The 13,361-nt window shown below is 62.4% G+C and carries 9 protein-coding genes; 3 read left to right on the top strand and 6 right to left on the bottom strand.

The features are described 5' to 3' along the window. Window positions 1-17: 17 nt before the first annotated feature. Window positions 18-1,043 (bottom strand): LacI family DNA-binding transcriptional regulator, encoded by a 1,026-nt coding sequence (locus tag J3P96_RS11625; RefSeq protein WP_434657216.1) that lies wholly within the window; start codon window positions 1,041-1,043, stop codon window positions 18-20. 243 nt (window positions 1,044-1,286) lie between these two features. Between J3P96_RS11625 and J3P96_RS11630 the strand changes: the two genes are divergently transcribed. After that, window positions 1,287-3,440, top strand: coding sequence for a WG repeat-containing protein (locus tag J3P96_RS11630; protein WP_434657219.1), 2,154 nt, complete (start codon window positions 1,287-1,289; stop codon window positions 3,438-3,440). 152 nt (window positions 3,441-3,592) lie between these two features. On the opposite strand, the gene J3P96_RS11635 is transcribed toward J3P96_RS11630, so the two are convergent. After that, complete coding sequence (locus tag J3P96_RS11635) at window positions 3,593-3,946, bottom strand: hypothetical protein (RefSeq protein WP_434630368.1); 354 nt, start codon at window positions 3,944-3,946, stop codon at window positions 3,593-3,595. A 431-nt stretch (window positions 3,947-4,377) separates the two neighbouring features. Between J3P96_RS11635 and J3P96_RS11640 the strand changes: the two genes are divergently transcribed. Both J3P96_RS11640 and hpaR read left to right on the top strand, forming a co-directional pair. Next, window positions 4,378-9,246 (top strand): NAD-glutamate dehydrogenase, encoded by a 4,869-nt coding sequence (locus J3P96_RS11640; protein WP_434657220.1) that lies wholly within the window; start codon window positions 4,378-4,380, stop codon window positions 9,244-9,246. A gap of 144 nt (window positions 9,247-9,390) precedes the next feature. Beyond that, window positions 9,391-9,813 carry a homoprotocatechuate degradation operon regulator HpaR gene (gene hpaR, locus J3P96_RS11645; RefSeq protein WP_305500497.1) on the top strand — a complete coding sequence of 141 codons (423 nt, stop codon included), beginning with the start codon at window positions 9,391-9,393 and terminating at the stop codon, window positions 9,811-9,813. Window positions 9,814-9,984: 171 nt separating this feature from the next. Here the strand turns inward: hpaR and hpaI are convergent, their stop codons facing one another. From hpaI to J3P96_RS11665, 4 genes are read right to left on the bottom strand one after another with little or no spacing between them, the layout of a single operon-like run. Further along, complete coding sequence (hpaI, locus tag J3P96_RS11650; protein ID WP_434657223.1) at window positions 9,985-10,782, bottom strand: 4-hydroxy-2-oxoheptanedioate aldolase; 798 nt, start codon at window positions 10,780-10,782, stop codon at window positions 9,985-9,987. 13 nt (window positions 10,783-10,795) lie between these two features. Next, window positions 10,796-11,599: a 2-oxo-hept-4-ene-1,7-dioate hydratase gene (gene hpaH / locus J3P96_RS11655; RefSeq protein ID WP_434657225.1), complete on the bottom strand. Its 804-nt coding sequence runs from the start codon at window positions 11,597-11,599 to the stop codon at window positions 10,796-10,798. Between the two features lie 11 nt (window positions 11,600-11,610). After that, window positions 11,611-12,924 (bottom strand): MFS transporter, encoded by a 1,314-nt coding sequence (locus J3P96_RS11660; RefSeq protein ID WP_434657227.1) that lies wholly within the window; start codon window positions 12,922-12,924, stop codon window positions 11,611-11,613. 42 nt (window positions 12,925-12,966) lie between these two features. Beyond that, window positions 12,967-13,359, bottom strand: coding sequence for a 5-carboxymethyl-2-hydroxymuconate isomerase (locus J3P96_RS11665; RefSeq protein WP_434657230.1), 393 nt, complete (start codon window positions 13,357-13,359; stop codon window positions 12,967-12,969). Window positions 13,360-13,361 lie beyond the last annotated feature (2 nt).

Below are 13,361 nucleotides of genomic sequence, written 5' to 3' on the forward strand. Positions count from 1 at the left end.
CGAAAGGGCCAGCCCGATCACCGCAAATTTCCCCGTGTCGATCCGCGCTCAATCAACCGCGCCGCAAAATCAAGGGTCTGCACTGGCCCGTTGTCACCGCGCAAGCGCTTGAGCAGGCATTCGAATGCACGGGCGCCGATTTCGGCGGTGGGTTGGGCGAGGGCGGTGATGCCGCTGCCCACCAAGGGGTACCAATCCAGGTCATCCAGGGCGATCAGGCCGATGTCCTTGAACAAATGGCAACCGAGGTCGCGCAGCACCTCAGTGGCGGCCAGTGCGGCGATGCCGTTGGCGCAGAACAGCGCCTTGGGGCCCCGGTCCGGCTGGGCGAGAAAGGTCTTGATGCGCGGGAGGAGTTGATCGCCGGTTTCCACCACGGCCCCGGCCAGGGCTGGACGCCGTTGGATGCCGGTCTTGAAACTCTCGACCCGTTCGATCCGCGAGCTGGTGCCATCGAATGGCTCGGTCACCAGCAGCAGGTCGCGGTAGCCTCGCTGGTCAAGGTGGTCGAGGGCCATCTCGACGGCCGCCGGATTGTCCAGCCCGACCAGGTCGGTGTCGAGCCGGTCGACCTTGCGATCCACCAGCACCATGGGCATTTCGCTGCGCAGCTCGAATAGTTCGTCGCGGTGATGACCCAGGGTGTTCACGATCAGCCCTTCGATGTTGTAGGCGCGCAACAGCGCCAGGTGCTGGCGTTCCTGCTCGTCATCACGGTCGGTGTTGCACACCACCAGGCTGTAGCCGTGGCGACGGCAAGCGGTTTCCACGCCATGCATCACGGCAATCGAATAAGGGTTGCGGATATCGGCCACGAGCATGCCGATCAGGCGGGTGCGCCCGCGCTTGAGGCCGCGGGCCATCTGGTTGGGCCGGTAGCCCAGCTCGTCGATCGCCTGCTCGATGCGCCGGGCGATGGCTTCGGAAAGCAGGGCGCGGTCTTCGCCAATGAAGCGCGAGACACTGGCCTTGGAGACCCCGGCGCGCTCGGCAACATCAAGCATGGTCACGCGGCTGCGCTGGGCGGCGGAGAAAGAAGTCACGGATTTAAACCTGCTTATTGGATTTATTAGCGGTTCTGAAACCGGTTTCAGGAAACACCAGAAGCTCATCGGGCGTCAAGGGCGGCGCGTCACAGGAGCGACCAACGGTGCTTCGCAGCCGCGGGGCCGTGGCTGCGCTTCAGGCAGGTCTTGTCAGAACCGGGCCAGGCAGGCGATTTGCAGCGCGCCAGGCCTTGTGTTTAGCTGCCTGACGTTCCCAGCCCCTTGACTGCCGAAGCCACCATGAACCTTACCCAGCCTCGTTTGAGATTGCTGTCGATATTGAGTGTGATCGTATTGGTGGTAGGCGGTACGTCCTACACCCTGTTTCGTCACAGCGGCGCGCCGCAAGACGAAGGTTTTGTCGCCGGGGAACTCAACGAAGGGGGCGTGGAAGACATCGGCACGCTGGCGTTGCCCGAGGTGGAAAAGCGCCTCAACTATTTGCTTCAGGACACCGGGCAAACCCTGCGGTCCCTGGAGTTGGTCAGTGATGCGCAACTGAGCTTGTCCATCGAAACGAGCGAGTCTGCCGGCGAGCAGTCGTTGCAATACGAGCCGCTGTTTGTCCCGTCCACCAGCGCGCAGCTGAAAGCTGAACTGGCGACGATCCAAGGCCTGCGTTTTGCCCAGAGGCTGTTTGCCGATGGCTCCGAAGCAAGGCTCGACACCAGCCGCCTCGATCCGCTCTGGAAGCGCGCCGCCACCCCGGATGAGCCAGTGGCCGAGCGGTACCTGCCGCAACGCCTGCGCTTTCGTGATGGCAGCGAAAAAGCCTTCGCCGAACTCAAGGCACCCCCCGAGATCGAGTCTGACGACATGATCGCGTCCCATGACGCCTTCCGGATCGATGTCAACAAGCCACTGGCGAGTATCGGCCTGACGGTTGCTTACCGCAGCTATCCGGCGTTCAGGAAAGTGCAACTGGACAAGGATCAGCCGAAAGTAACGCTGGACGACGGCCAATCCTTCCAGCTCACCGCCTTGGGCGACGCGAGCGCCTCCGTGCGCTTGAGCACGCCGAAGTCGTCGACCTTCGTCGTGCAGGGCCTGGACGGGACGGGCAAGGCGCTCTACAGCAACGGCAGCAGTTCGCGGACGTTTCCCTCCGAGAGCGATATCGCAGCGTTGCAGGATTATTACCAAGCGCTGCAGCAGACCAAGGATGATCTCAAGCAACTCAAGACCGGCCAGGCGGTGCAACAACAGCTGGAGCGCCTGACCGAAGCGCTTGTCGCCCAGGTGGGGCCGTTGAAAAACACCGAGGTCGAGTACCAGTTCGAGGCCACCCCGCAACGTATCGTCATTCATGTGCTCGAGCCGCTGGAAGACAACAGCGTTGAGTTCGGCCAGGTCGACAACGTCCTTGCGCCACAGGCGCGTTACATCGCTCTTGACCGAGACACCGAGCGCTACGGCTTCATCGATGAGGCCGGCCAGTGGCTGATCAAGCCCCGTTGGGTACAGATACAGGACAGCCTGATGGCGGATGCCTACACGCTGTTTTCAGCGGCTAAGCCCAGCGACCCGGAGTCGGACGGGCAGGCGTTGCGCAGCCAGTTCGCCTATTTTCCCGCAGGCAGCAACAAGCTCGTCGATCTGCCATTCGAGTACATCGCCGAGGCATTGAGCGATGGCCTCCTGCTGGTGGAGCGAGAAACCAACGGCCCTTATGGGCTCTACGATGCCAGGAAGCATCGTTTCATCTTGCCGATGAAATTCGTCAACCCCACCGTGGCCGGCAAGGTGTTCATTGCCCGTCTCGGCAAGCGCACCGATCTCATGGAAGGCCTGTACGGCGCCTATTCCCTGGAGGGTAAGGAAATCCTGCCAGCGCAGTTTTCCGGCATCGAGCACAGCGAGGGTTACCTCTACGCCAGTTCCGCCGATCGGACCCGGCAGGATGTCTACAACCTGGACGGCAAGCGGATCAACCCCGAGGGATACAACACGTCAGGTCGCTTCGTGGGACAGCAACCGCTGCTCGTGCAGGAGGTTAAAAGCAAGAAGTTCGCGTTTATCAATCGCCAGGGCGCGCGATTGCCTATCAAGTTGCCCTATGACGAGGTGGAGCCGTTTTCCAACGGCATGGCGGTGGTCGGGCGCGATGGCAGCTACGGCGCCATCGACCTGGCCGGCAGGCTGAAGGTGCCGCTGGAGTATGACCGGCTCAACGCCTTCCAGACCCGCTACGCAGCCGCCACCCGGGCCGGTGGTGGTTCTGCCCTGGTGTTGATCAGCCAAGACAACAAACTGTTCAAGAAACTGGGCTCCTACACCAGCATGAAGGTGCCGGATAACGGCAATGAGGCCCGTTATTATGTAAGGGGACCGGGTGATAGCGATGAATATCTGGTGTATGACGCGGATGGCAATCTCGTGAAGGACGGCGAATAAAGCCGCCCCCCCCTGTGGCGAGGGAGCTTGCTCCCGCTCGGCTGCGCAGCAGTCGCAAACCGGCCGGCGCGGTTTGCCTGCCGGATTTGTGGTGCCTGGTTTTGGGGTTGCTGCGCAACCCAGCGGGAGCAAGCTCCCTCGCCACGGGGATCTCAGAGCTGGCTGAGGTAAGTACCGGTTCCCTTGAGAATGTTCTGCAACGTCAGTTCCACTTCCGCCAGATCCGTCACGTTTGCGTCGTAGGTTATCTCCAGCACGTCATCGCCGTTGAGTGCATCGGCATCCGCCGCGGCGATTTCGATTTTCAACAAGGTTGGGCTGAGAGTGACCTTGACGCCTTCCAACGTCGAAGGCTCGCCGTCGAGGGTGATCTCCAGTTCGTCTTCGTCGGGATAGCGGGTCATCAGGAACATGTCGCCCTGGTTGCTGTGGCAGCACAGCATGGCCATGTTGTCCTCTTCTTCGTCGCACGGGTTGGCGATCAGCAGGGCGGTGGTCATTTGCATGGGGGAGGGCTCCTGGCTCGATGAGCCTTGCGGGGGCGAAAAAGGGAATTCTGCCAGTCCGGACGATTTTCTGCAGGATTACCACCTTCGGGTGCCGTTTGGGCTCCAGGCTGCTAGGGTTGTTCGATGCAGAGCGGTCATAACGCTAGCCGATGACCGAATATGTCGCAGCGTTGCAAGCAGGCACATTGTCGCACTCGTTAAGCTGCGCAACGGATGTGCACCTGCAAAGGCCACCCGAGGGTGTTTTTTGCAGGTGTCCATGACATGGAATTACATGGAAAAGGATGTGACCTGCGGGTCTCGTCCAGCTTCACCCACCTGTCATCCTGTTTCCTCTGCCCGAGAATCAGGAACAGGATGGCCGACGGCCCCGAAAGGGGTTGCACGCGACGCTACCATCAATAACAAGCCCAAGCGGAGTACCACAGATGGCGTTCTTCACCGCAGCCAGCAAAGCCGACTTCCAGCACCAACTGCAAGCGGCACTGGCGCAGCACATCAGTGAACAGGCACTGCCACAAGTGGCGCTGTTCGCTGAACAATTCTTCGGCATCATTTCCCTCGATGAACTCACCCAGCGCCGGTTGTCCGACCTCGCCGGCTGCACCCTGTCCGCCTGGCGCCTGCTTGAGCGCTTTGACCACGCGCAACCGCAGGTGCGTGTCTACAACCCCGATTATGAACGTCACGGCTGGCAGTCGACCCACACCGCCGTCGAAGTGCTGCACCACGACCTGCCGTTCCTGGTGGACTCGGTCCGCACCGAGCTGAACCGTCGCGGCTACAGCATCCATACCCTGCAAACCACCGTCCTGAGCGTGCGTCGCGGCAGCAAGGGCGAGTTGCTGGAAATCCTGCCCAAAGGCACCCAGGGCGACGACGTGCTGCAAGAGTCGTTGATGTACCTGGAGATCGACCGCTGCGCCAATGCCGCTGAACTCAATGTCCTGAGCAAGGAACTTGAGCAGGTGCTGGGCGAAGTGCGCGTGGCCGTGGCCGATTTCGAGCCGATGAAAGCCAAGGTCCGGGAAATCCTCGCGAGCCTGGACAACAGCGCCTACACCACCGATGCCGACGAAAAAGCCGAAATCAAGAGCTTCCTGGAATGGCTGGTGGGCAACCACTTCACTTTCCTCGGCTACGAAGAGTTCGTGGTTCGCGATGAAGCCGACGGCGGCCACATCGAATACGATCCTGAATCGTTCCTCGGCCTGACCAAATTGCTGCGCGCCGGCCTGACCGCCGAAGACCTGCGCATCGAAGACTACGCGGTCAATTACCTGCGCGAACCGACCGTGTTGTCGTTCGCCAAGGCCGCGCACCCAAGCCGCGTGCACCGTCCGGCCTACCCGGACTACGTGTCGATCCGTGAAATCGACGCCAACGGCAAGGTCATCAAGGAATGCCGTTTCATGGGCCTGTACACCTCTTCGGTGTACGGCGAAAGCGTGCGGGTCATTCCGTATATCCGTCGCAAGGTCGAGGAAATCGAACGTCGTTCGGGCTTCCAGGCCAAGGCGCACCTGGGCAAGGAACTGGCCCAGGTGGTCGAAGTGCTGCCCCGTGACGACCTGTTCCAGACCCCGGTGGACGAGCTGTTCAGCACGGTGATGTCCATCGTCCAGATCCAGGAACGCAACAAGATCCGCGTGTTCCTGCGCAAGGACCCGTACGGTCGTTTCTGCTACTGCCTGGCCTATGTGCCGCGCGACATCTATTCCACCGAAGTGCGCCAGAAGATCCAGCAAGTGCTGATGGATCGCCTGAAGGCCTCGGACTGCGAGTTCTGGACGTTCTTCTCCGAGTCCGTACTGGCCCGCGTGCAACTGATCCTGCGCGTGGACCCGAAAAACCGTCTCGACATCGACCCGGTCCTGCTGGAAAAAGAAGTCGTGCAGGCCTGCCGCAGCTGGAAGGACGACTACGCCAGCCTGGTGATCGAGAGCTTCGGCGAAGCCCAGGGCACCAACGTGCTGTCGGATTTCCCGAAAGGCTTCCCGGCCGGCTACCGCGAGCGTTTTGCCGCGCACTCGGCCGTAGTGGACATGCAACACCTGCTGAGCCTGAATGAAACCAATCCGCTGGTGATGAGCTTCTACCAGCCGTTGGGCCAGGTGTCCGGCCAGCGTGAGCTGCACTGCAAGCTGTATCACGCCGACACGCCGCTGGCGCTGTCCGACGTGCTGCCGATCCTGGAGAACCTCGGCCTGCGCGTGCTGGGCGAGTTCCCGTATCGCCTGCGCCACACCAACGGCCGCGAGTTCTGGATTCACGATTTCGCGTTCACCGCCGCCGAAGGCCTCGACCTCGACATCCAGCAGCTCAACGACACCCTGCAGGACGCCTTTGTCCACATCGTCCGTGGCGATGCCGAGAACGATGCGTTCAACCGCCTGGTGCTGACTGCCGGCCTGCCATGGCGCGACGTGGCGTTGCTGCGTGCCTACGCCCGTTACCTGAAGCAGATCCGCCTGGGCTTCGACCTCGGCTACATCGCCAGCACCCTGAACAACCACACCGATATCGCGCGCGAGCTGACCCGGTTGTTCAAGACGCGTTTCTACCTGGCGCGCAAGCTCAGCGGCGATGACCTGGAAGACAAGCAACAGCGTCTGGAACAGGCGATCCTCACGGCCCTCGACGATGTGCAGGTGCTCAATGAAGACCGCATCCTGCGTCGTTACCTGGACCTGATCAAGGCGACCCTGCGGACCAACTTCTACCAGACCGACGCCAACGGCCATAACAAGTCGTACTTCAGCTTCAAGTTCAACCCGCACCTGATTCCGGAACTGCCGAAGCCGGTGCCCAAGTTCGAGATCTTCGTCTACTCGCCACGGGTCGAAGGCGTGCACTTGCGTTTCGGCAACGTCGCTCGCGGTGGCCTGCGCTGGTCCGACCGCGAGGAAGACTACCGCACCGAAGTGCTCGGCCTGGTAAAAGCCCAGCAAGTGAAGAACTCGGTGATCGTGCCCGTGGGCGCCAAGGGCGGTTTCCTGCCGCGTCGCCTGCCACTGGGTGGCAGCCGGGACGAGATCGCGGCCGAGGGCATCGCCTGCTACCGCATCTTCATTTCGGGTCTGCTGGACATCACCGACAACCTGAAGGACGGCGCCCTGGTGCCGCCGGCCAACGTCGTGCGGCATGACGATGATGACCCGTACCTGGTGGTGGCGGCGGACAAAGGCACCGCGACCTTCTCCGACATCGCCAACGGCATCGCCATCGACTACGGCTTCTGGCTGGGTGACGCGTTCGCCTCCGGCGGTTCGGCCGGCTACGACCACAAGAAAATGGGTATCACCGCCAAAGGCGCGTGGGTTGGCGTACAGCGTCACTTCCGCGAGCGCGGCATCAACGTGCAGGAAGACAGCATCACCGTGGTGGGCGTCGGCGACATGGCCGGCGACGTGTTCGGCAACGGCTTGCTGATGTCCGACAAGCTGCAACTGGTCGCGGCCTTCAACCACCTGCACATCTTCATCGACCCGAACCCGGAGCCGGCCAGCAGTTTCGCCGAGCGCAAGCGTCTGTTCGATCTGCCGCGTTCGGCCTGGACCGACTACGACACCAGCATCATGTCCGAAGGTGGCGGTATCTTCTCGCGTAGCGCGAAGAGCATCGCGATTTCGCCGCAGATGAAAGAGCGCTTCGACATCAAGGCCGACAAGCTGACCCCGACCGAACTGCTGAACGCCTTGCTCAAGGCGCCGGTGGACCTGTTGTGGAACGGCGGTATCGGCACCTACGTCAAGGCCAGCACCGAAAGCCACGCCGATGTCGGCGACAAGGCCAACGATGCGCTGCGCGTGAACGGTAACGAGCTGCGCTGCAAGGTGGTGGGCGAGGGCGGCAACCTGGGCATGACCCAGCTCGGTCGCGTCGAGTTCGGCCTGCATGGCGGCGCCACCAACACTGACTTCATCGACAACGCCGGTGGCGTGGACTGCTCCGACCACGAAGTGAACATCAAGATCCTGCTCAACGAAGTGGTGCAGGCCGGCGACATGACCGACAAGCAACGCAACCAGTTGCTGGCGAGCATGACCGACGAAGTCGGCGGCCTGGTGTTGGGCAACAACTACAAGCAGACCCAGGCCCTGTCCCTGGCGGCGCGTCGCGCCTTTGTGCGGATCGCCGAATACAAGCGTCTGATGAACGACCTGGAAGCTCGCGGCAAGCTGGACCGTGCCATCGAGTTCCTGCCGACCGAAGACCAACTGGCCGAACGTGTCGCGGCAGGCCAGGGCCTGACCCGTGCCGAGCTTTCGGTACTGATCTCCTACAGCAAGATCGACCTCAAGGAAGCGCTGCTCAACTCCCTGGTGCCGGACGATGACTACCTGACCCGCGACATGGAGACGGCTTTCCCGCCAACGCTGGTGAGCAAGTTCTCCGAAGCGATGCGTCGCCATCGCTTGAAGCGCGAGATCGTCAGCACCCAGATCGCCAACGACCTGGTCAACCACATGGGCATCACGTTCGTCCAGCGGTTGAAAGAGTCGACCGGCATGAGCCCGGCGAACGTGGCCGGTGCTTATGTAATCGTTCGGGACATCTTCCATCTCCCGCACTGGTTCCGTCAGATTGAAGCCTTGGACCACCAGGTTTCCGCCGACGTGCAACTGGAGCTGATGGACGAGCTGATGCGCCTGGGCCGTCGCGCCACGCGCTGGTTCCTGCGCAGCCGCCGCAACGAGCAGAATGCTGCCCGTGACGTCGCTCACTTCGGTCCGCACCTGGCGGCGTTGGGCCTCAAGCTCGACGAACTGCTGGAAGGCCCGACCCGCGAAGGCTGGCAGACCCGCTACCAGGCCTACGTGGCCGCTGGCGTGCCGGAGTTGCTGGCGCGCATGGTTGCCGGCACCACGCACCTGTACACCTTGCTGCCGATCATCGAGGCGTCCGACGTCACCGGCCAGAACGCCGCCGATGTGGCCAAGGCCTACTTCGCCGTGGGCAGTGCGCTGGACATCACTTGGTACCTGCAACAGATCAGCGCCTTGCCGGTTGAAAACAACTGGCAGGCCCTGGCCCGTGAAGCGTTCCGCGATGACATCGACTGGCAGCAGCGGGCGATCACCATCTCGGTCCTGCAGGAAGGCGACGGTAGCCAGGACGTGGAAACCCGTCTGGCGCTGTGGCTGGAGCAGCACCGCGAGATGGTCGAGCGCTGGCGCGCCATGCTGGTGGACATCCGTGCCGCCAGTGGTACCGACTACGCCATGTACGCAGTCGCCAACCGCGAGCTGCTCGACCTGGCGTTGAGCGGTCAGGCGGTCGTCACGGCCAACTGATACACCGCTGAATGAAGAAGCCCCGCCTCGAGAGAAGCGGGGCTTTTTTATGGGTTTTCAAACAGTTCGCACAAAGCTGAGTGTTCCAGCGTGAAGCTGATAAGATTTGGTTAACTCATTAACTATTTTCCGCGAAAACATTTCATGCCCAAACCCCGGCAATCCCTGACCTTGACCCTGCTGCAGGCCCGTGAAGCGGCCATGGCTTTTTTCCGTCCATCGCTGAACCAGCACGGGTTGACCGAGCAACAGTGGCGGGTCATCCGCATCCTCAGCCAGCATGACGAGCTGGAAATCAATCGCCTGGCCGAACTGGCCTGCATCCTCAAGCCGAGCATGACCGGCGTACTGGTGCGCATGGAAGCAGCGGGCATGGTCGTGCGGCGCAAGGCCGAACAGGACCAGCGCCGCGTGCTGGTGCGCCTGGCACCCCAGGGCCAGGCATGCTTCGACTCGATGAGCCAGAGCATGGAGGAAAACTACCAACGTCTGCAGGGGCGGTTGGGGGAGGAGAAATTGCAGACGTTGTTGGGGTTACTGAACGACCTCAAAACGATCAAACGCTAGAAGCCGCTCCAGACAAGCGGGCTTTTGTGGTGAGGGGATTTATCCCCGCTGGACTGCGTAGCAGTCCCCTCGAACTGCCACCTCGGAGTGTCTGGTTCATCCCGATGGCTGATCCAGGGCTGCTGCGCAGCCCAACGGGGATAAATCCCCTCACCACAGGAGAGCGCTGAGTCAATAGACGCCGCCGGTCGATGGTTTTGGGGTGTTCTTGAACGTCGCGGCCAAGGTTTGTAACCCGCGCATCAGCACCGTCGTGTCCACGCCCACGGCGACAAAGGCTGCGCCGAGTTCGATGTAGCGTCGGGCGAGTGTCTCGTCGGCGCTGAGGATCCCGGCCGCTTTGCCCGCCTGGCGAATGCGCGCGATGGCGTCCTCGATGGCGGCTTGCACTTGCGGGTGGCCGGGATTGCCGCGATGGCCCATCGATGCGCTCAAGTCCGCTGGGCCGATGAACACCCCGTCGACGCCCTCGACGGCGGCGATGGCGTCCAGGTTGGCGAGTCCCTCGCAGCTCTCGATCTGCACCAGCAGGCACATCTGCTCATCGGCCTGGTCGAGGTAGCCGGCAATGCTGTTCCAGCGCGAGGCCCGGGCCAGTGCGCTGCCGACGCCGCGTACACCGTGGGGCGGGTAATGCATGGCGCGCACCAGTTCGCTGGCTTGGGCGGCGCTTTCCACCATCGGCACCAGCAGCGTTTGCGCGCCGATATCGAGCAGTTGCTTGATCAGCGCCGTGTCGCCGATCACCGGGCGAATCACCGGTTGGCCGGGGTAGGGCGCGATGGCCTGGAGCTGGCCGAGCAGGGTGCGCAGATCGTTGGGCGCGTGTTCACCGTCGATCAGCAACCAATCGAATCCGGCGTTGGCTGCCAGCTCCGCGCAGTAGGCGTCGGCCAGGCCCAGCCACAGGCCGATTTGTGCTTCACCGCTGCGCAGGCGTTGCTTGAAGGTATTGACGGGCATGTCCATGTGAAGTCTCCGGTCAGACGAAACGGCAGGCGATGGAGCCGAGCATGTCGTAATCGACATGGAAGGTATCGCCCGGATTGGCCGCCACCGGGCGGGTGAAAGAGCCGCCCAGGATGATCTGGCCCGGCTGCAGCGTGACGTCGTAGGCCGCCAGTTTGTTCGCCAGCCAGGCCACGCCCTTGGCCGGGTGATTGAGCACCGCCGCCGACACGCCGGACTCCTCGATCACGCCGTTGCGATAGAGCACTGCCGGCACTTTGCGCAGGTCGATCTCGGTGGGCCGCACGGCACGGCCGCCCATGACCACGCCGGCATTGGCGGCGTTGTCGGAAATGGTATCGAAGACCTTGCGGGTGACCTTGGTCTGCGGGTCGATCTGCTGGATACGCGCATCGATGATTTCCAGCGCCGGAATCACCCATTCGGTGGCACCAAGCACGTCGAACAGCGTCACGTTCGGGCCTTTGAGCGGCTTGCCGAGAATGAACGCCAGCTCGACTTCCACGCGCGGCACGATGAAGCGCTCGAACGGAATGTCGCTGCCTTCATCGAAAAACATGTCGTCCAGCAGCGCGCCATAATCCGGTTCGGTGATATTCGACGATATCTGCATCGCGCGGGAAGTCAGGCCGATCTTGTGGCCGACCAGCTTGCGCCCGTCGTTGATTTTTTGCGCGACCCAGGCGCGCTGGATAGCGTAGGCGTCATCAATGGTGATGCCTGGATGGTCGAGGGAAAATTGCCGCACCTGTTCACGGGAGCGTTCGGCTTGGTCAAGGCGCGCGGCGGCTTGCTGGATGAGGCTTTGATCGAGCATGACAAGGGTCTCTATTGTGGATTGACGATGGCCGCCCGGGTGCGCAGCACCAACAGACCACCCAGGGCGATGAGCAGTGCCAGGACGTAAAGGGCCAGGCTGGCGCTCTGGGTGGTGTCGCGCATCCAGCCGATCAGGTAGGGCGCGAAGAACGAAGCGATGCTGCCGAAGGAACTGATCAGTGCGATGCCGGCGGCCTGGGTGCTGTTGGACAGGAACGCCGGTGGCAGTTGCCAGAACATCGGCAACGCGGCACTGGCGCCCATGCCGGCGAGGATCAGGCCGCCCAGCACCAGGGTCGGATTGGCCGGGGAAAGCCCGGCGACGGCAATGCCGGCCGCCGCCATCAACAGCGGCACGCACAGGTGCCAGCGGCGTTCGCGGTGGTGATCGGACGAGCGTCCGCAACCGATCATGAAGAAACAGCCAGCCAGGTAAGGCACGGCGCTGAGCAGCCCGACCTTGCCATCGCTGCCGATGCCGGCGCCATGGATCAAGGTGGGCATCCAGAACGCCAGGGTGTTGACCGCCAGCATCACCGCGAAATACACCGCCACCAGCAGCCAGACTTGCGGGTTGCCGAGGATGGCCGAGAACGAGGTAATGGATTTGCGCTGTTCTTCGTGGCTCAGTTGCTCGCGCAGTTGCTGCTTGGCGTCGACGCTGAGCCAGTTGACCGTCTCGAAGCTGTCGGGCAGGCACTTGAGCACCACCAGGCCGAGCAGGATCACCGGCAAGCCTTCGATGATGAACATCCATTGCCAGCCGCGCAGGCCGCCGAAGTCATGGAAATGTTCGAGTATGCCGCCCGACAACGGCCCGCCGATCACGCCCGCCATCGGCACGGCAATGGCAAACAGCGCCGTGACCTGGGCCCGGCGCCGCGCCGGGTACCAGCGGTTGAGAAAGACCAGGATGCCCGGGAAGAACCCGGCCTCGGCCACGCCCAGCAGAAAGCGCAACACGTAGAATCCGCTGGCGCTTTCGATGAGGAACATGCCGGTCGACAACGCGCCCCAGACCACCATCAGCGTGGCGATCCAGCGACGTGGGCCGACCCGGTCCAGGGCCATGTTGCTCGGCACGCCGAACAGCGCATAGGCGATGAAGAACAGGCCGGCGCCGAAGCCATAGACCGTGTCGCTGAACTGCAAGTCGGCGCTCATCTGCATCTTGGCGAAGCCGATGTTGATGCGGTCCAGGTGGGCAAAGAGGTAGCAGACCAGCAACAGCGGCATCAGCCGCCAGGTGATGCTGGCATGGGTGCGGTCGTGCGCGAGGGTGCCGGCGGTGTCGGCGGTGTCGGCAGTATTGGCTGTGCTCATGATCTTGTACTTTTTGTCTGAGAGGCCGATGGGGCGAACGGGCTAGCTGGGCTGGCCCTTGAGAAAGGCGTGGACGTTGTTGGCCTTGAAGTTGAGCTGCTCGTGCAGCTCGATCATCTCGAATGACAACGCCAGCAGGCGTTGCGCCTGCAAGTCGGCGAAGTGCGTGGTGATCAGTTCGAAGAGTTTTTCCGCGACCTTTTGCCGGGTAGCCAGGTCGCGACCATGGCCGACCTTGAGCGTCATATGGACAAAGGCGTAATCGTGCTTGCCGTCGGCCATGCGCCAGGTGTCCAGGCGTACGCCACGGCTGCGGATGCCGCCCAAGGGAAACACGCCGCTGTCGCCCAGCAAGAGGTGGACCTTTTCAAACAGGCCGGGCAGGTCGGCCTGCTGCTCGATGTTATCGGTGTACTCGGCGATGAAATGGGGCATGG

It is taken from the genome of Pseudomonas sp. R3-56, assembly GCF_051132075.1.
GTDB lineage: Bacteria > Pseudomonadota > Gammaproteobacteria > Pseudomonadales > Pseudomonadaceae > Aquipseudomonas.